This window comes from Geodermatophilaceae bacterium NBWT11 (assembly GCA_014218215.1).
In the GTDB taxonomy this organism is placed as follows: Bacteria; Actinomycetota; Actinomycetes; order Mycobacteriales; family Geodermatophilaceae; genus Klenkia.
The window spans coordinates 2,247,388-2,266,646 of record CP043652.1 but is presented as its reverse complement, the minus strand read 5'-3'; the positions used below and the strand labels follow the sequence as shown (position 1 = coordinate 2,266,646).

The 19,259-nt window shown below is 69.3% G+C and carries 12 protein-coding genes, 3 rRNA genes and 1 pseudogene; 5 read left to right on the top strand and 11 right to left on the bottom strand.

Going from position 1 to position 19,259, the window contains the following annotated elements:
* Positions 1–108 precede the first annotated feature (108 nt).
* From rrf to F1C76_10875, 5 genes are all read right to left on the bottom strand, one after another.
* Positions 109–225, bottom strand: a 5S ribosomal RNA gene (rrf, locus tag F1C76_10895).
* Positions 226–343: 118 nt separating this feature from the next.
* Positions 344–3,487: ribosomal RNA gene (locus F1C76_10890) — 23S ribosomal RNA — on the bottom strand.
* 454 nt (positions 3,488–3,941) lie between these two features.
* A 16S ribosomal RNA gene (locus F1C76_10885) occupies positions 3,942–5,469 on the bottom strand.
* Together the 16S, 23S and 5S rRNA genes form the textbook arrangement of a ribosomal RNA operon.
* Positions 5,470–5,871: 402 nt before the next feature.
* The gene (locus tag F1C76_10880; GenBank protein QNG37028.1) at positions 5,872–6,501 is read right to left on the bottom strand and encodes an alpha-ketoglutarate-dependent dioxygenase AlkB; all 630 of its coding nucleotides are present in this window, start codon (positions 6,499–6,501) and stop codon (positions 5,872–5,874) included.
* Between the two features lie 55 nt (positions 6,502–6,556).
* Positions 6,557–8,797 (bottom strand): ATP-dependent DNA helicase RecQ, encoded by a 2,241-nt coding sequence (locus tag F1C76_10875; GenBank protein QNG37027.1) that lies wholly within the window; start codon positions 8,795–8,797, stop codon positions 6,557–6,559.
* 80 nt (positions 8,798–8,877) lie between these two features.
* Here F1C76_10875 and F1C76_10870 point away from each other — a divergent pair, with 80 nt between their 5' ends.
* The 3 genes from F1C76_10870 to F1C76_10860 all read left to right on the top strand — a co-directional run bounded on the left by F1C76_10870 (position 8,878) and on the right by F1C76_10860 (position 11,832).
* The gene (locus F1C76_10870; GenBank protein ID QNG37026.1) at positions 8,878–9,699 is read left to right on the top strand and encodes a PHP domain-containing protein; all 822 of its coding nucleotides are present in this window, start codon (positions 8,878–8,880) and stop codon (positions 9,697–9,699) included.
* A 64-nt stretch (positions 9,700–9,763) separates the two neighbouring features.
* Positions 9,764–10,729, top strand: a complete 966-nt coding sequence (locus tag F1C76_10865; GenBank protein QNG37025.1) for a carbamate kinase — start codon at positions 9,764–9,766, stop codon at positions 10,727–10,729.
* Positions 10,729–11,832 (top strand): ring-opening amidohydrolase, encoded by a 1,104-nt coding sequence (locus F1C76_10860; GenBank protein QNG37024.1) that lies wholly within the window; start codon positions 10,729–10,731, stop codon positions 11,830–11,832. The genes F1C76_10865 and F1C76_10860 overlap by 1 nt, the downstream gene beginning before the upstream one ends.
* Positions 11,833–11,881: 49 nt before the next feature.
* Here F1C76_10860 and F1C76_10855 read toward each other — a convergent pair whose 3' ends face one another.
* From F1C76_10855 to F1C76_10840, 4 genes and pseudogenes are all read right to left on the bottom strand, one after another.
* On the bottom strand, positions 11,882–12,169 hold the full coding sequence (locus F1C76_10855; protein QNG37023.1) for a Dabb family protein: 288 nt from the start codon (positions 12,167–12,169) through the stop codon (positions 11,882–11,884).
* Complete coding sequence (locus F1C76_10850; protein QNG39169.1) at positions 12,166–12,591, bottom strand: organic hydroperoxide resistance protein; 426 nt, start codon at positions 12,589–12,591, stop codon at positions 12,166–12,168. Before F1C76_10850 ends, F1C76_10855 begins: the two co-directional genes overlap by 4 nt.
* Positions 12,592–12,655: 64 nt before the next feature.
* Positions 12,656–13,687: pseudogene (locus F1C76_10845) on the bottom strand (isopenicillin N synthase family oxygenase).
* Positions 13,688–13,746: 59 nt separating this feature from the next.
* Positions 13,747–14,325 carry a TetR family transcriptional regulator gene (locus F1C76_10840; GenBank protein QNG37022.1) on the bottom strand — a complete coding sequence of 193 codons (579 nt, stop codon included), beginning with the start codon at positions 14,323–14,325 and terminating at the stop codon, positions 13,747–13,749.
* A gap of 84 nt (positions 14,326–14,409) precedes the next feature.
* On the opposite strand from F1C76_10840, the gene F1C76_10835 reads away from it, so the two are divergent.
* Positions 14,410–15,264: a mycofactocin-coupled SDR family oxidoreductase gene (locus tag F1C76_10835; protein QNG37021.1), complete on the top strand. Its 855-nt coding sequence runs from the start codon at positions 14,410–14,412 to the stop codon at positions 15,262–15,264.
* 15 nt (positions 15,265–15,279) lie between these two features.
* Positions 15,280–16,098, top strand: coding sequence for a mycofactocin-coupled SDR family oxidoreductase (locus F1C76_10830; GenBank protein ID QNG37020.1), 819 nt, complete (start codon positions 15,280–15,282; stop codon positions 16,096–16,098).
* A 90-nt stretch (positions 16,099–16,188) separates the two neighbouring features.
* On the opposite strand, the gene F1C76_10825 is transcribed toward F1C76_10830, so the two are convergent.
* Positions 16,189–17,598, bottom strand: coding sequence for a DUF1116 domain-containing protein (locus F1C76_10825; GenBank protein QNG37019.1), 1,410 nt, complete (start codon positions 17,596–17,598; stop codon positions 16,189–16,191).
* Entirely contained in the window at positions 17,595–18,995 is a 1,401-nt protein-coding gene (locus F1C76_10820) for an FdrA family protein (GenBank protein QNG39168.1), read from the bottom strand. Before F1C76_10820 ends, F1C76_10825 begins: the two co-directional genes overlap by 4 nt.
* Positions 18,996–19,259 lie beyond the last annotated feature (264 nt).

Sequence of the window (19,259 nt, the reverse complement as noted above, 5' to 3'; positions counted from 1 at the left end):
AGGCGCTTCTTGGCATCGGGACACCCCAGAAACCGCGGTTTCCGTGGATGTGCCGGGAACGCCGAAACGGGGCCACAGCCGTAGCTGTGACCCCGTTTCGGGAATGATGTCCGGCGGCGTCCTACTCTCCCACCCAGTCCCCCGGGCAGTACCATCGGCGCTGAGAGGCTTAGCTTCCGGGTTCGGAATGAGACCGGGCGTTTCCCTCTCGCCATGACCGCCGTAACGCTGTGAAAGTCTCCACCCACACCCATCCGGTCAAGACAGGGGGGTGGTGGAACGATGGGTTCCGCACTTTCAGAACCGCACAGTGGACGCGAGACAGTAGATATTCAATGCAAGGTGTGTTGGTCAAGCCCTCGGCCTATTAGTACCGGTCAGCTCCACACATTGCTGTGCTTCCACTTCCGGCCTATCAACCCGCTGGTCTGGGCGGGGGCCTTACCCGGTTGACCCGGTGAGAGACCTCATCTCGAAGCGAGCTTCCCGCTTAGATGCTTTCAGCGGTTATCCCTGCCGAACGTAGCCAACCAGCAGTGCTCCTGGCGGAACAACTGGCACACCAGAGGTTCGTCCGTCCCGGTCCTCTCGTACTAGGGACAGCTCTTCTCAAGTCTCTTACGCGCACGGCGGATAGGGACCGAACTGTCTCACGACGTTCTAAACCCAGCTCGCGTGCCGCTTTAATGGGCGAACAGCCCAACCCTTGGGACCTACTCCAGCCCCAGGATGCGACGAGCCGACATCGAGGTGCCAAACCATCCCGTCGATATGGACTCTTGGGGAAGATCAGCCTGTTATCCCCGGGGTACCTTTTATCCGTTGAGCGACACCGCTTCCACATGCCGGTGCCGGGTCACTAGTCCCAGCTTTCGCTCCTGCTCGACCCGTCGGTCTCACAGTCAAGCTCCCTTGTGCACTTGCACTCAACACCTGATTGCCAACCAGGCTGAGGGAACCTTTGGGCGCCTCCGTTACATTTTGGGAGGCAACCGCCCCAGTTAAACTACCCACCTGACACTGTCCCTGATCCGGATCACGGACCGAGGTTAGACATCCAATTCGACCAGAGTGGTATTTCAACGACGACTCCACGAACACTGGCGTGCCCGCTTCACAGTCTCCCACCTATCCTACACAAACCGAACCGAACACCAATATCAAGCTGTAGTGAAGGTCCCGGGGTCTTTCCGTCCTGCCGCGCGTAACGAGCATCTTTACTCGTAGTGCAATTTCGCCGAGCCTGTGGTTGAGACAGCTGAGAAGTCGTTACGCCATTCGTGCAGGTCGGAACTTACCCGACAAGGAATTTCGCTACCTTAGGATGGTTATAGTTACCACCGCCGTTTACTGGCGCTTGAGTTCTGAGCTTCGCCGTAAAGCTAACCCGTCCCCTTAACGTTCCAGCACCGGGCAGGCGTCAGTCCGTATACATCGTCTTTCGACTTCGCACGGACCTGTGTTTTTAGTAAACAGTCGCTTCTCACTGGTCTCTGCGGCCACCATCTGCTGCCCCGAGCTAGTCGGTTGACAGACAATGGCCCCCCTTCTCCCGAAGTTACGGGGGCATTTTGCCGAGTTCCTTAACCACAGTTCGCTCGATCGCCTTGGTATTCTCTACCTGACCACCTGAGTTGGTTTGGGGTACGGGCCGCTCAGAGCTCGCTAGAGGCTTTTCTCGGCAGCATAGGATCATCCAATTCGCCTCATTCGGCTATGCGTCAGGTCTCACCCTGTGTGTTCGACGGATTTGCCTATCGAACGGGCCACACCCTTGCACCGGTACTACCACTCACCGGTAGGACTACCTTCCTGCGTCACCCCATCGCTTGCCTACTACCAGTCCGGGTCCCACGTTCCACCCACACGCGACTCCCCCGAAGGGAAGCCATCACGGGGCTTCAGGTGGTTAGCATCGCTGAGCTCAGCATGGACGCTCTTTCGCGGGTACGGGAATATCAACCCGTTGTCCATCGACTACGCCTGTCGGCCTCGCCTTAGGTCCCGACTCACCCTGGGCGGATTAGCCTGGCCCAGGAACCCTTGGTCATCCGGCGGGGGAGTTTCTCACTCCCCTTTCGCTACTCATGCCTGCATTCTCACTCGTGTGGCGTCCACGGCTGGATCACTCCGCCGCTTCCACCGCCACACGACGCTCCCCTACCCATCCACACACCTGGCCCAACGACCTTGATCGAAAGGCAGGCTATTGCATGAATGCCAAAGCTTCGGCGGTGTGCTTGAGCCCCGCTACATTGTCGGCGCGGAATCACTTGACCAGTGAGCTATTACGCACTCTTTCAAGGGTGGCTGCTTCTAAGCCAACCTCCTGGTTGTCTCTGCGACTCCACATCCTTTTCCACTTAGCACACGCTTAGGGGCCTTAGCTGTTGATCTGGGCTGTTTCCCTCTCGACTACGAACCTTATCGCCCGCAGTCTCACTGCCACGCTCTCACTTACCGGCATTCGGAGTTTGGTTGATTTCAGTAACCTTGTGGGGCCCCTAGACCATCCAGTGCTCTACCTCCGGCAAGAAACACGTGACGCTGCACCTAAATGCATTTCGGGGAGAACCAGCTATCACCGAGTTTGATTGGCCTTTCACCCCTACCCACAGCTCATCCCCTCCATTTTCAACTGAAGTGGGTTCGGTCCTCCACGCGGTCTTACCCGCGCTTCAACCTGGCCATGGGTAGATCACTCGGCTTCGGGTCTAGAGCACGCGACTCAAACGCCCTGTTCGGACTCGCTTTCGCTACGGCTACCCCACACGGGTTAACCTCGCCACGTACCGCTAACTCGCAGGCTCATTCTTCAAAAGGCACGCAGTCACCCCCACGTCCGAAAACGCATAAGGCTCCCACGGCTTGTAGGCACACGGTTTCAGGTACTATTTCACTCCCCTCCCGGGGTACTTTTCACCTTTCCCTCACGGTACTTGTCCGCTATCGGTCACCAGGGAGTATTTAGGCTTAGCGGGTGGTCCCGCCAGATTCACACCGGATTTCACGGGCCCGGTGCTACTTGGGATGAGCTCAAGAGAGAGTGCGCGTTTTCGTGTACGGGGCTCTCACCCTCTATGGCGACCCCTTCCAGAGGCCTTCCACTAACAACACACTTTTCTGACTCTCCAGACCTTCGGCAGAAGATCTAAGAACGTCCCACGACCCCAACCACACAACGCCTGCCGGCTGTCACATGTGACTGGTTTAGCCTCATCCGCTTTCGCTCGCCACTACTCACGGAATCACGGTTGTTTTCTCTTCCTGTGGGTACTGAGATGTTTCACTTCCCCACGTTCCCTCCACTCGCCCTATGTGTTCAGGCGAGGGTCACACCACATGACTGGTGCGGGGTTCCCCCATTCGGAAATCCTCGGATCAACGCTCGGTTGACAGCTCCCCGAGGCTTATCGCAGCCTCCTACGTCCTTCATCGGCTCCTGGTGCCAAGGCATCCACCGTGTGCCCTTACTAACTTGAACACACACAAACCCACACCCCGGCCATCCACACCCACCACCCGAAGGCGATACGTGCTTCACGGTCACGGTGCAGGAGTCATTGTTTCCTACAAGATGCTCGCGTCCACTGTGCAGTTCTCAAAGTACGGAGAGTCGACCAACCCCATGCCGCCACCAGACCCGCATTACTGCGGCGGTGTGACGGACGGCTAGTCCCCCACGAGATCGCCTCCCCCGCGCCTACCGGCGCAAGGTCCGCTCCCTCAGGACCCAACAGCGTGCCTACGGCCTCCGACCGCCACCATCCCCGTTCCCACCACCCGAAGGTAGCTGTACTAGGGGCCGATGACCATCATCAACCGAACTGGTCAGTGTTCCACCCTTGAGCTCCGTCACGAACACCAGGACACCTGCGAATGCAGACATCTCACGGCCCGTGCACGGCTCTGGACCACCACAACGAGTGTGGCGGCCAGTGCTCCTTAGAAAGGAGGTGATCCAGCCGCACCTTCCGGTACGGCTACCTTGTTACGACTTCGTCCCAATCGCCGATCCCGCCTTCGACGGCTCCCTCCCACAAGGGGTTGGGCCACCGGCTTCGGGCGTTACCGACTTTCGTGACGTGACGGGCGGTGTGTACAAGGCCCGGGAACGTATTCACCGCAGCGTTGCTGATCTGCGATTACTAGCGACTCCAACTTCATGGGGTCGAGTTGCAGACCCCAATCCGAACTGAGACCGGCTTTTTGGGATTCGCTCCACCTCGCGGTATCGCAGCCCTTTGTACCGGCCATTGTAGCATGTTTGCAGCCCTAGACATAAGGGGCATGATGATTTGACGTCATCCCCACCTTCCTCCGAGTTGACCCCGGCAGTCTCCCATGAGTCCCCACCATTACGTGCTGGCAACATGGAACGAGGGTTGCGCTCGTTGCGGGACTTAACCCAACATCTCACGACACGAGCTGACGACAACCATGCACCACCTGTGTGCGACCCTTACGGACCCACCATCTCTGGAGGATTTCCGCACATGTCAAGCCTAGGTAAGGTTCTTCGCGTTGCATCGAATTAAGCAACATGCTCCGCCGCTTGTGCGGGCCCCCGTCAATTCCTTTGAGTTTTAGCCTTGCGGCCGTACTCCCCAGGCGGGGCGCTTAATGCGTTAGCTGCGGCACGGAGACCGTGGAATGGCCCCCACACCTAGCGCCCAACGTTTACGGCGTGGACTACCAGGGTATCTAATCCTGTTCGCTCCCCACGCTTTCGCTCCTCAGCGTCAGTTGTTGCCCAGAGACCCGCCTTCGCCACCGGTGTTCCTCCTGATATCTGCGCATTTCACCGCTACACCAGGAATTCCAGTCTCCCCTGCAACACTCAAGTCTGCCCGTATCGACTGCAGACCCGGAGTTGAGCTCCGGGCTTTCACAGCCGACGCGACAAACCGCCTACGAGCTCTTTACGCCCAATAATTCCGGACAACGCTTGCACCCTACGTATTACCGCGGCTGCTGGCACGTAGTTGGCCGGTGCTTCTTCTGCAGGTACCGTCACTTTCGCTTCGTCCCTGCTGAAAGAGGTTTACAACCCGAAGGCCGTCATCCCTCACGCGGCGTCGCTGCGTCAGGCTTCCGCCCATTGCGCAATATTCCCCACTGCTGCCTCCCGTAGGAGTCTGGGCCGTGTCTCAGTCCCAGTGTGGCCGGTCACCCTCTCAGGCCGGCTACCCGTCGTCGCCTTGGTGGGCCATCACCCCACCAACAAGCTGATAGGCCGCGGGCCCATCCTCAGCCGATAAATCTTTCCACCACCAGACCATGCGGCCAGTAGTCATATCCGGTATTAGCACCAATTTCTTGGAGTTATCCCAGAGCTGAGGGCAGGTTGCCCACGTGTTACTCACCCGTTCGCCGCTAGGGCACCACCCCGAAAGGCGGGCCTCGCTCGACTTGCATGTGTTAAGCACGCCGCCAGCGTTCGTCCTGAGCCAGGATCAAACTCTCCGTAGATGATTTGATCACGGCTGAGAACCAAGAGTTGGCACTCTCGATGTCAATCAACCAAAGGAACCCATCCTGGCAAACCCGAAGGCACCCCAGGACTGGGGTAAAACATATGGCACTGACTTTCAGCACGCTGTTGAGTTCTCAAGGAGCGGACACTCAGGAACGCCAGCCCTTGCAGGCTTCGTCTTCCTGGTGGCTGCTACACGCTACTCCACGCTCCGAGCTCGTCAACCCCGGGGGGCTGGCTCGGGGGCTGGACTCTCGTCCCGCCCCGGTGTTTCGCGGTGCAAGGAGAACCATACACGCCTTCTGAGGGCCCTCGCAGGGGGGTCCCCAGAGGGGGGTCCAGGGCCCACCGACACCACCCCTCACATCGGCCCTGAGCAGGCAGAACGGCCCGTGTCAGGCGACACCGCGGGGGCGGAACTGGACGCTCACCCGCGGTCCGACGGGTGCCGCGGTCTTGGGAACCGCGTGCTCCCAGGTGCGTTGGCAGGAACCACCCATCACCACCAGGTCCCCGTGACCGAGGGGGAAGCGCAGCGACTCCCCGCCGCCGACGGGGCGCAGCGCCAGGACGCGAGGCGACCCGAAGGACACGATCGCGACCATCGTGTCGGTCGAGCGACCCCGGCCGATCGTGTCGCCGTGCCAGGCGACGGAGTCCCGACCGTCCCGGTACAGACACAAGCCGGCAGAGACGAAGGGCTCGCCGAGTTCGGCCGCGTAGTGCTGGTCGAGTGCGCCTCGGGCATCGTCGAGGAGCGGGTGTGGCAGCTCCTCACCGCCGGCGTACCAGCGGAGGAGCCGGGGCACGGCCACCTCGCGGTCGTACATCTGCCGCCGGTCGGAACGCCAGCCGATGTCCCCGAGCAGGACCTCGAGCACCTCGTCGGAACCGAGCACCCAAGCGGGCAGGTGGTCGAGCCACGCCCCACGGCTCAGGTGGTGCCGGGTGACCCGGTCCCCCAGCGGGCCCAGCGAGGCGGACTCGGCGACGTCCCACATGGACAGCTGGTGAGCCACAGGCATGTCCACAGGCTAACGGAGTTTCGAACAGGTGTGCGAAACCCTGTGGACGGAGGGGTCAGGCCGAGAGGGCGAGCACGAACGGGAGCACCCCACTGGCCCCGGCCCGGCGCAGCTCGCGGCCGGCGACGGTCGTAGTCCAGCGCGAGTCGGCGAGGTCGTCGACCAGCAGCACGGGTCCGGACAGCTCGGCGAGGCGGCCGCGGAGCTCGTCACCGACCACGATCCGCTGCCACACCCCGGCCAGCCGGAAGGCGGAGTTGCCCCCGGGTCCGCCGGTCGGCCCGCCGTGGGCGAGCTCGAGCTCCCCCAGGTAGGGGAGCCGTCCCAGCCGGGACAGCCCCAGGGCCACCCCGGACACCAGAGCCGGGCGCCGCCGGGACGGGATCGAGACGACCGCGACCGGCCGGTCAGCCCAGTCCCAGGCGCCGAGGACCCGGGCGCAGGCGCTCATCAGCTCCTCGGTGGGCGGCGCGTCGGAGGCGACCCCGGGTCGGATCACCCGGTGCGCGACGTCGAGGGCGGCATCCGGGTCCTCCTCCAGGGGAGGCGCCTCGAGGTCCTCGGCCAGGGTGGCGACCCCGCCCACGCCGTCGTCCCCCAAGAGGGTGCGCAGCCGCTGACCCCAGCCCAGGTCGGTGAGCCGGGCGACGGCGCGGCCGGGCAGCACCTGGTCGCCGGGCGCGATCTTGCCCTTGACCTCGACGCCGAGCCGGTCGGCACCGGTCGGCCACTGGGCCCGTGGCGGCAGTTCGACACCGGGCCGGTCGAGCCGCGCGGTGGCCGCCTCGGACGCCCCGGCCGGGATGTCGGTGGCGTACCAGGGGCCGGCGCAGACGTCGCACCGTCCACAGGGGGCGGCCGTCGGGTCGTCCAGGGCGGTCTGCAGGAACGCCATCCGGCACTCCGCCTCCCCGACCGGTCGGGCGTAGGCGATCATCGACCGCTGCTCGGCCTCCCGGGTGCGGGTGACCCGGGCGTACCGGTCGGCGTCGTAGACCCACGGGACCCCGGTCGAGCGCCAGCCGCCCTGGACCCGCTCCACGGCCCCGTCGACGGAGAGCACCTTCAGGAGCAGTTCCAGCCGGGACCGGCGGACGTCGGCGACGGTCTCCAGACGGGCCACCGACCAGGCCTTCCCGTCGGCCATGGCCGAGAGCACGGAGGCGGCGTGGTCCTCCCGGGGCATGGAGGACGTGGCGAACCACTGCCAGATCGCGATGTCCTCGGGCCCGGGGAGCAGCAGCACGTCGGCGTGCTCCACGGCACGGCCGGCACGACCGACCTGCTGGTAGTAGCTGACCGGGGACGACGGCGCCCCCAGGTGGACCACGAAGCCCAGGTCCGGCTTGTCGAAGCCCATGCCCAGCGCGGAGGTGGCCACCAGCGCCTTCACCCGGTTCTCCCGCAGGGCCTCCTCGGCGTCCTTGCGGTCGGCGTCGTCGAGCCGCCCGGTGTAGGAGCGCACCTCGTGACCGGCGTCGCGGAGCAGCGCGGCGGTCTCCTCGGCCGCGGCCACGGTGAGGGTGTAGACGATGCCGCTGCCCGGGAGGTCCTCCAGGTGGGCGGACAGCCAGGCCAGCCGGGCCCGGTCGGTGTCCAGCCGGAGCACGCCCAGCCGCAGGGAGTCCCGGGCCAGGGGCCCCCGGACGGTGGTCACGTCGACGCCCCCGGAACCCAGCTGCTCGGCGACGTCGGCGACCACGCGCTCGTTGGCCGTCGCCGTCGTGGCCAGCACCGGGGTGCCGGCGGGCAGCCGGCCCAGCAGCTCGCGGATGCGCCGGTAGTCCGGCCGGAAGTCGTGGCCCCAGTCGGACACGCAGTGCGCCTCGTCCACCACCAGCAGGCCGCACCGGTCGACCAGGTCGGGCAGCTGTTCGTCCCGGAACCGCGGGTTGGTCAACCGCTCCGGGGAGACCAGCAGGACGTCGACGTCGTCGGCGGCCAGCCGCGCGGCGACGTCGTCCCACTCGGTGGCGTTGGCGCTGGAGATCTCCACCGCCTTGATCCCGGCCCGCGCGGCGGCGGCCACCTGGTCGCGCATCAGGGCCAGCAGGGGCGACACCAGCAGCGTGGGGCCGGCGCCGCGACGGCGGAGCAGCGCGGTGGACACGAAGTAGACCGCCGACTTGCCCCAGCCCGTGCGCTGCACGACCAGGGCGCGCTGGTGCCGCTCCACCAGGGCGGAGACCGCGGCGTCCTGGCCCTCGCGGAAGACCGCGTCGGCCCGCCCGGTGAGCTCACGGAGGACCGCGAGGGCCTCGTCGGCGATCTCGGTGGGTGCCACGGCGGTGCTCATGGGTCCGACACTAGGCACCCGGTGTGACAGTCCCCGCCCGACGAGGCGGACCTGTGGACGACGGGGGAGGATGCACCTCGATGCTTCCTCCCGACAACCACGTGCACACCGAGTTCTCGTGGGACACCGGGCCCTGGGCCTCGATGGTGGAGACCTGCGAGCAGGCCGTCCGGATCGGACTGCCCGCGGTCGCGTTCACCGAGCACCTGGACTTCACCGTCTGGGCCGCCGAGGACCGGGCCGCCCGGGACGGCCTGGTGGACCGGCACCCGGCCAACCAGCGCCCCATCGACGTCGAGGCCTACGCCGCGTCCATCGCCGAGTGCCGGGACCGGTTCCCCGAGCTGCGGGTGGTCTCCGGGGTCGAGGCAGGCGAGCCGCACCTGTTCGCGGCCAGCGTCGCGAAGCACCTGGCCGCGGCGCCGGTGGACCGGGTCCTGGGCTCCCTGCACTCCCTCACCCAGGGCGAACGGCTGATCGGGGTCAACCGGATGCTCACCCGCTCCGGCGCCGATGCCACGATGCGCCGATACCTCACCGAGATGGCCGCGATGGTGCGGGCCAGCGACGTGTTCCAGGTGCTCGCCCACGTGGACTACCCGCGCCGCTACTGGCCCGGCGGCCGCGACCGGTACGCCGAGCTCCCCTTCGAGGCCGAGTACCGCGAGGTGTTCCGGGCGCTGGCCGAGACCGGGCGGGCGCTGGAGGTCAACACGACCAGCCCGCTCGCCTCGGTGGAGCTGGTGCGCTGGTTCCGGGACGAGGGCGGCGAGGCGGTCAGCTTCGGCAGCGACGCGCACACCCCCACCGCCGTCGGCCAGCGGTTCGACCTCGCCGTCGACGTGGTCGAGGCGGCCGGGTTCTCCCCCGGTCGCGACCGGTTCGACTTCTGGCGGCGCTGACCCCGCCCGAACCCCCGAGGGTGAACTACTTCACCGCTAAGAGAAATCCCGCTAGGGTCCGTCCATGACCTCACCCCGCACCGTCGTGATCGCCCTGGGCGGCAACGCGATGACCGGGGCGGACGGGTCGGCGACACCCGGCGCCCAGCGCGCGGCCATCGCCGTCGCCTCCGGACACGTGGCCGACGTCGTCGCCACCGGGGTCCAGGTCGTGCTGACCCACGGCAACGGCCCCCAGGTGGGGAACTTGCTGGTCAAGAACGAGTTGGCCGCGCACGAGGTCCCCCCGGTCCCGCTGGACTGGAACGTCGCCCAGACCCAGGCCACGATCGGCTTCACCGTCGTCGACGAGCTGGACGCCGCCCTCGCCGCCCGGGGACTGACCCAGCGCACCGCCGCCCTGGTCACCCGCACGCTCGTGGACGCCGGGGACCCCGGGTTCACCGAGCCCACCAAGCCCGTCGGCCGCTTCCTGCCCCGCGACCAGGCGCAGCGGTTCATCGACCTGGGCCAGACCTGGGAGGACCGCGGGGCCAAGGGCTGGCGCCGCGTCGTCGCCTCGCCGGCTCCGCTGTCGGTGCTCGACTCCCCCGCCGTCCGCACCCTGGCCGGTGCCGGGTACGTCGTCGTCTGCGCCGGCGGCGGCGGGATCCCGGTCGTCGACGACGGCCGGGACGGCGCCGCGCTGCGCGGGGTCGAGGCCGTCATCGACAAGGACCTGACCGCGGCGTTGATGGCCGCCGAGCTCGGCGCCGACACCCTGGTCATCGCCACCGACGTCGACAACGTCATGGTCGACTTCGGCACCCCGGACGCCCGGCCGCTGGGTCGGGTCACCGTCGCCGAGCTGCGCGAGCACGCCGCGGCCGGCCAGTTCGCGCGCGGCAGCATGGGCCCGAAGGTCGACGCCGCGCTGCGGTTCGTCGCCGGCGGGACCGGCCGTCGCGCCGTCATCACCTCTCTCGAACACATCGCAGAAGCCGTCGCCGACGACGCCGTCGGCACCGTCATCAACCAGGAGGAGTCCTGATGCCCGCACCGATCGAGGTCCGCAAGGTCCCGCTGCACAACGTGAGTGACGCCTCGGAGCTCGCCAAGCTCATCGACGAGGGCGTCATGGACGCCGACCGCGTCGTCGCCGTCATCGGCAAGACCGAGGGCAACGGCGGGGTCAACGACTACACCCGGATCATCGCCGACCGGGCCTTCCGCGAGGTGCTGATGGCCAAGGGCACCCGCAGCGAGGCCGAGGTCAAGCAGATCCCGATCGTGTGGTCCGGTGGCACCGACGGCGTCATCAGCCCGCACGCCACGATCTTCGCCACGCTGCCCGAGGACTCGGTCGAGAAGACCGACGAGCCCCGGCTGACCGTCGGCTTCGCGATGAGCGAGGTGCTGCTGCCCGAGGACATCGGCCGGATCACCATGGTCGAGAAGGTCGCCGAGGGCGTCCGCCGGGCGATGGCCGAGGCCGGGATCACCGACCCCGCCGACGTGCACTACGTGCAGACCAAGACCCCGCTGCTGACGATCGAGACGATCCGCGAGGCCAAGTCGCGCGGCCAGGAGACCTACTACGACGAGCCGCACGGCTCGATGGACCTCTCCAACGGCACCACGGCGCTGGGCATCGCGCTGGCCCTCGGCGAGATCGAGCTGCCCGAGCAGAAGCAGGTCATGCGGGACTTCTCGCTGTTCTCGGCCGTCGCGTCCTGCTCCTCGGGCGTGGAGCTCGACCAGGCGCAGATCGTCGTCGTCGGCAACGCCCGCGGGCACGGCGGGGCCTACCGCATCGGCCACTCGGTCATGAAGGACGCCCTGGACACCGACGGCATCTGGGACGCCATCCGCGAGGCCGGTCTCGAGCTGCCCGAGCGCCCCCGCACCTCCGACCTGGGCGACGACCTGGTCAACGTCTTCCTCAAGTGCGAGGCCGACCCGACCGGCTACGTCCGTGGCCGTCGCAACGCGATGCTCGACGACTCCGACGTGTTCTGGCACCGCCAGATCAAGGCCACCGTGGGCGGCGTCGCCGCCTCGGTGACCGGCGACCCGGCGGTCTTCGTCTCCGTCGCCGCCGTGCACCAGGGCCCCTCGGGCGGCGGCCCCGTCGCCGCCATCGTCAAGGCCTGACGACGACGCGAGCGGCCCGCACCCACCGGGGTGCGGGCCGCTCGTGCGTTCAGGCCTCGAACTGGACGCGGGCGATCTCGGCGCACAACGGCCCGAACAGCTCCGCCCGGATCCGGTTGTGCTCGGCGTCCAGGTCGTAGACCCGGTAGGCCTCGGCGTCCACCCAGTCGCTGGTGATCGCGAAGCCCCAGGCGCCGTCCCGGAGCCCGGCGTCGCGCCCCACCCGGACGTCCAGACAGCCCTGCACGGGCAACGCGACGATCGCGTCGAGCGCGGTCTGGACGGCGGCCGGGTCGGCGCCGGGCAGCAGCCGTCCGACGACGACGTTGCGGATCACGCGACCGTGGTCTCGAGGGTGACCGGGACGTTGCCGCGGGTCGCGTTGGAGTACGGGCACACCTGGTGCGCGGCCTCGACGAGCGCCTCGGCGGCGGCCTGGTCCAGCCCGCCGCCCAGTTCCACGTGCAACACGACCTCCAGGCCGAAGCCGCCGGCGTCGTTCGGGCCGATGCCGACCTCGGCGGTGACCGCGGAGTCGGCCAGCGTGGTGCCCTCGCGCTTGGCGACGACCTTGAGCGCGGAGTGGAAGCAGGCCGCGTAGCCGGCGGCGAACAGCTGCTCGGGGTTGGTCGCCCCGCCGGCGCCGCCCATCTCGGCCGGCGTCGCGAGGTCGACGTCGATGAGGCCGTCGGAGGACCGGGCGTGGCCGTTGCGACCCTCCCCGGTCGCGGTGGCGATGGCGGTGTAGACGACGGGCACGGTGGTCCTCCAGGTGGTCGGGGTGGTCACCTGGGCCAAGACACGGTGCCGCCCGGGGATTCCCTCAGCTGCGGGCGGCGAGCACCCGGGCGGCCTCCCGCTCGGCGGCGGTGTTGACCACGCCCGCCCGCGAGCCGCGGAGCTTGGCCGCGACGTGCTCCCCGACCGTCACCGGCAGGTAGCGCGGCACCTCCCCCGGGTCCAGGCAGCTGGGCAGGGTGGCGATGACGGCGTCGACGTCCCCGTCGTGGAAGAACGCGGCCGACCGGCGCCGGCGGATGGCGCCGTCCACGATCGGCGGCTTGACCCGGTGCAGGGTCGAGGACCAGCGCTCGTTGGTCAGCCGCGCGGTCACGTCCCCCAGGTTGACCAGCAGCGCGCCGTCGACCGGGGAGACGTCGTGCCAGCTGCCGTCGGCGGCGAGCACCTGCAGGCCCGGCACCTGGTCGGCCCACAGCACGGTGACGATCCCGTAGTCGGTGTGCTCGCCCATGCCGGTCAGCTCGCCGTCGAGGTCCACGGTGCCCGGGGGCAGCGCGTAGTTGTTCATCCGCAGCACGTCCAGGGAGTGCCCGGTGATGCCGTCGAAGAAGTCCGCGGGCAGGTCGAGGGCGTCGGCGAAGACCCGGGTGAGGGTGCGGGCGACCCGGGCCGCCTCGGGGAACCAGACGTCCACCGCGGCCTGGAAGCCCGCGACGTCCGGCCAGGTGTTGGGCGCGTAGTCCGGCACCGGCAGGTCGGGCACCGCCGGGTAGGTGTCCTGGGAGGCGCCGACGTTGAAGGCCTCGAAGAAGTCGTTCATCCGGGCCGCGGACTCCACGCCCAGCGACAGCGACAGCGACTCGCTCCTCGGCGGGCTGTAGCCGCGGTTGACCTCCGGTGGGGTCCTGACGGCGAGCTTCGCCTCGGCCGGCTGCCCGAAGAAGGCGTCCATCGCGGCGGCGAGCCCGTCGGCCGCGGCCGACGGGACACCGTGCCCGACCACCTGGACGAACCCGACGGCACGGCAGGCGGCGTCCATGGCCGCAGCGGTCGCAGCCCGGTCACCGACCCCGGTGACGTAGGGGGAGATGTCGACGACGGGGACCTCGAAGCTCACCGGCCCAGGCTGGCTCAGCCTTGTTGCGCCGGTGTCACGGCGGTGTCGCCTGCGGGTCAGGACAGGCCGGCGCCGAGGACGTCGAAGCCGCGGGCGACCAGCTCGACGAAGACGGCCGGGTCGTCGTCGGGGTCCCAGGTGGTGAACGCGGTGATGAGCACGGCGGCGACGGCCTCGGCGACCAGGGCGGCCCGGTGCGGGTCGTCGGGCAGCCGGTCCCGCGTCCACGTCTCGACGGCGTGACCGACGTGCCGGTGGGCGGTGCGGTGGTAGACGTCCAGCTCGGCGTCCTCGGCCACCAACCGGCGGCGGACCGGCAGCACGGCCGCGAAGCCACCGACGAACTCCACGAGGACCGAACGCAGCGCGGCCCACAGCCCTCCGGTGGTGTCGACGTCGGCGAGGAGGCGGGCCAGACGGTCGGCGTCGTCGGGGTGCGGGTCGAAGAGCGCGGCGGCCTTGGTCGGGAAGTGGTTGAAGAAGGTCCGGCGGGAGACCCCGGCGGCCGTGGCGACGTCGTCCACCGTGACGGCGGTGAAACCCTGCCGGGCCACCAGGTCCAGGGCCGCGGCCTGCAGGGCCGACCAGCTGTCCCGCCGCTGCTGCTCGCGCACCGGGAGGGACACGGTTCCCACGCTAGCCCGGGCGCGCTACGGTGACCGCGCTCACGTTGCACTGAGTGCAACCAGACTGTCTGGAGGTCAGCTGTGGCAGGTCGGATGACGGGCAAGGTCGCGTTCGTGACGGGGGCCGCCCGCGGTCAGGGCCGCAGCCACGCCCTGCGGCTGGCCCAGGAGGGCGCCGACGTGATCGCCGTCGACGTCTGCGCGGACATCGCGACCAACCACTACCCGCTGGCGACCGAGGCCGACCTGGCCGAGACCGCCCGGCAGATCGAGGCGCTGGACCGCCGGGTGGTCACGAGGGTCGCCGACGTGCGCGACCGCGCCCAGCTGGCCGCGGCCGTCGAGGCCGGCATCGCCGAGCTCGGGCGCCTGGACGTCGTCGTGGCCAACGCCGGCATCTGCCCGCTGGGCGCCGACGTCCCGGTCCAGGGCTGGTTCGACGTCGTCGCGGTGAACCTGACCGGCGTGCTGAACGCCGTCGAGGTCGCCCTGCCGCACCTGGGCGCCGGTGCCTCGATCGTCTGCACCGGCTCGGTCGCCGGGCTGCTGTCCGGCGGCACGGACAACCCGCAGAACGGCCCCGGCGGATCCGGTTACAGCTTCGCCAAGCAGAACGTCGCCCGCTTCGTGCACGAGCTGGCCAAGCAGCTCGCCCCGCAGTCGATCCGGGTCAACGCGGTGCACCCGACCAACGTCGACACCCCGATGTTGCAGAGCGAGCCCATGTACAAGGTCTTCCGGCCCGACCTGGAGAACCCGACCCGGGAGGACGCCATGCTCGCCTTCCCGGCCATGCAGCCGATGCCCATCCCCTTCGTCGACCCCGTCGACATCAGCAACGCCGTGCTGTTCCTGGCCTCCGACGAGGCCCGGTACGTCACCGGCCTGCAGCTCAAGGTGGACGCCGGCGCCCTGCTGGCGACCACGACCTCCGGCGCCCCCGCCTGACCCGAGGAGATCCCCATGTCCACCAACCCCCGCCGCTTCGAGGGCAAGGTCGCCTTCGTCACCGGTGCCGCCCGCGGCCAGGGCCGGGCGCACGCCGTCCGGCTGGCCAGCGAGGGCGCCGACGTCATCGCCATCGACGTCTGCACCCAACCCGCCACCACGCACTACGCCGGCGCCACCCCGGAGGACCTCGCCGAGACCGTCCGCCAGGTCGAGGCGCTGGACCGCCGCATCGTGGCCCGGCAGGCCGACGTCCGGGACTTTGCCGCCGTGCAGGCCGCGGTGACCGAGGGCGTCGCCGAGCTCGGGCGCCTGGACGTCGTCGTCGCCAACGCCGGGATCTGCTCGGCGGGCAACAGCTGGGAGATCACCCTCGAGCAGTGGGACGAGACCGTGGCGGTCAACCTCACCGGGGTCTTCCACACCGCCAAGGCGACCATCCCGACGCTGCTCGAGCAGGGCACCGGCGGCTCGATCGTCATCACCAGCTCGGTGGCCGGGCTGCGCGGGCTGCCGTTCCTGTCGGCCTACGCGGCGACCAAGCACGGGGTCGTGGGCTACGCGAAGTCGCTGGCCAACGAGCTGGCCCAGCACTCGATCCGGGTCAACACCGTGCACCCGCACGGCGTGGCGACCGGGATGACCGTGGACGACCTGGGCCCGCTGATCGCCGCCAACGCGCAGACCCTGGCGCCGATCTTCATGCAGGCGCTGCCCGACCAGTTCTCCCAGCCCGAGGACATCGCGAACGCCGTCGCCTTCCTGGCCAGCGACGAGGCCCGACACGTCACCGGGATCCAGCTGCCGGTGGACCTGGGGACGCTGATCCGCTGACATCGGCCCCAGGCAGGGGAAGCCCTGCACACACCGTCGGGGCTCCCGGGTGTGTGCAGGGCTTCCCCTGCCGAGGGTGGGGCGCGGGGGTCAGGCGAGGGCGGTGCGGGACTCCTCGGCCAGCGCCACCACGGCCTGCTCGAAGCAGGCGGCGGGGGGCTGGACCAGGCCGGCGCCGACCTGCCCGGTGCCGGCGACCCGGCCCGCCATCCCGGTGTTGATCTGCGGCAGCCAGCCCGTGCGGGCGACCGAGACGACGTCGATGCCGGTCGGGGCGCCGCGGAAGCCGAGCACCGGCACCTGCATCGCCGGGTTCTCGGTCATCGTGATCTGGTACATCCGCTCGGTGGTGGCCAACGCGTCGGGCACCGTGCCACCGACGAAACGGACGATCGCCGGGGCCGCGGCCATGCAGAAGCCGCCGACGCCGTAGGTCTCCATGATCGCGGAGTCGCCGATGTCGGGGTTGGCGTCGTCCGGGCCGTAGTCGCCGAGGAACAGCCCGACAGGGGTGTTGGCCGGCGCGGTGAACCAGCGGTCGCCGGTGCCGGCGGTCTGGACGCCGAACTCGGTGCCGTTGCGGGCGAGCACGGTCACCAGCGTGGAGCCGGGGACGTCGCGGGCGGCGTCCATCGCGAGCTTGGCCGTCGGCATGCCGAGGTTGAGGAAGAAGTGCTCGTTGCCGCCGATGAACGTCAGGACCGCGGCGATGTCGGAGGACGGGGCGTCCACCTCGACGATCGCCGGGGACAGGTCGCGCAGGGTCATCAGGGAGCCGGCCCGGTTGCGGTTGTGCCCCTCGTCGCCCATCTGCAGCATCTGGGCGAGCACGGCCTTGACGTCCAGCGGGTCCGCGGACCGGCTGCGGACGGCGGCCTGGAGCACCGGGCCCAGCGTGCGGGTCATCCAGTGCAGCCGCTCGACGACCTCGGGGCCGTAGGCGCCCATCCGGAGCACCTTGCCCAGGCCCTCGTTGAGGTTGGAGAACGCCTGTCGCCCGTCGGTGGGGTCGGTGAGGCACCACATCCACATCGACGGGCTGGTCACCCCGGCCATCGGGCCGACGGCGCGGTGGTGGTGGCAGGGGTCCAGCGCGATGCCGCCCGAGGCCAGCAGCGCCTCGGCGTCCTCGGGGGTCTCGGCCCAGCCCTCGTAGAGGCAGGCGCCCATGAGCGCGCCGCGCATCGGGCCCGACGCCGTCTCCCAGGTCAGCGGCGGTCCGCTGTGCAGGAGGGTGCGGTCGGGCAGACCCAGCACGTCGCGGGCGGGCAGGACGTCGGTGAGCACCGAGCCCGCGGCCAGCACACGCTCGACGGCGGCCCGGTTGGCGGCGGCCCGGCGCGGGTCCAGCGCGAGCTGGGTGAGGTCCTCGGCCGAGCCGATCGTCGGCGGACGCCACTCGACGTCGGTCACCGCGGCGCCCTGGGCGCGCAGCGCGTCGGAGAAGACGTCGACCCCGGCGGCGACGACGGCGGGCGGGCCGCTGAGCAGGCTGGTCACTTCGATGCCCCGATCAGGTCGAGTGCGTGCCGGGTGGCCGCGGAGTTGGAGGCGAAGACGGCGGCGCCGGCAGCGGCGAGGGCGTCGGCCTGGGCCGACCAGCCCTGCGGGTCGCCCTCGGTGCCGACGAGTGCGACGACGACCGGGACCTGCAGGTCGCGCAGGGCCGGGGCGAGCGCACCCGCCGGGTCGGGGTCGGCGCCGTGGCCGAGGACGACGTCCAGCAGCAGGACGGCGGGCTCACCGCTGGCGGCCAGCGTCGCGATCGCCTCCAGCCGCAGCGTGGGGTCGATCATCGGGTGCGCTCGGCCGACCGTGAGCGCGTCGTCCCCGAAGTCGACGACCACGTGCCCGCGGGCGGCGAAGTCAGCGCCCAGGTCGAGCTCGGGGCGCAGCGGGGTGTTCGAGCGGACGTCGCCGAGGGCCGGGGCGGCCACCAGCATCGCCTCGTCGGCGAGCGTGCCGCCGGAGTAGAAGCCCTTGAGCACGGCACCGGCGGGCACGGCCCGGTCGGCCCCGGGCCGGGTCGGCCAGGTGGGGACGGCGACGCCCATGTCGCGCAGCAGCGCCTCGACCGCGGCGGTCAGGTCGGGGCTGTCGGCCGAGAGCGCGGCGCTGGACACCGGGGTGGACAGCTCCGCCGACGCGGCGGCGACGCGCTCGGCGACCTGGGGGGCCGGGGGCTTGGAGACCAGCAGCACCCGCTCGGTGGCGGTGTCCTCCTCGAGCATCCGGAGCGCGTCGAGGGTGGCCAGGCCGCCGACGGCGGCGGAGAGGTCGCGGCCGCCGACACCCAGGACGTGGCTGACGCCGACGCCGGCGGTGTCGAGCAGGCAGCTGACCTGCTGGGCGCCGGTGCCGGAGGCGGCGACCAGGCCGACGGGCCCGGGCCGGACGACGTTGGCGAAGCCCAGGAAGACCCCGGCGACGATCGCGGTCCCGCAGTCGGGGCCCATCACCAGCACGCCGGCGTCGTGTGCGGCCTGCTTGAGGGCGATCTCGTGCTCCACCGGGACGCCGTCGCTGAACACCAGCACGCTGCGGCCGGCGGCGATCGCGTCCATCGCCTCGGCGACGGCGTACGGACCGGGCACGCTGACGATCGCCAGCGGGGTCTCGGGCTCCTCGTCCAGGGCCGCGCCGACCGTGCGGGAGGGGATCGCCTGCGCCGAGCCGCGGTCCTCGCGGGCGGTCAGCGCGGCCTCGACCGCGGCGACCGCGGAGGTGAGCTCGGCGTCGTCGGTCGCGGTCAACGCGATGAGGAGCTGGTCGGGCTTGGCCCCGGGGTCGGGCGAGAGGCCCATCCCGGCGGCCAGCTCGAGGTTGAGCGGCGTGGCCATCGCGACCAGCACGGCGGTGACGCCCTCGCGGGCGCCGATCGCCTTGCTGACCTGCATCAACTTGACCGAGTCGGCGTAGACGCCGCTGCGCAGGGAGACGTGCCGGGGCACCTGCTGGAGGTCGCCGGCCGCTGCTGTGGGGGCACTCACCGTCCGGACGCTACAGGCGGAAGTGTCTCAGCGGTGAGGGAAATCCGGATGCAATGATCCCGGCACGAAGATTTAGCGCTGAGGTACTTCCGGACTGTCGGTGGTCGGTGTCACAGTGACCGCTCCCGGTGGGATCGAGCCCGCCGGCTGCGGCGAGTTGCCGTCACGAGC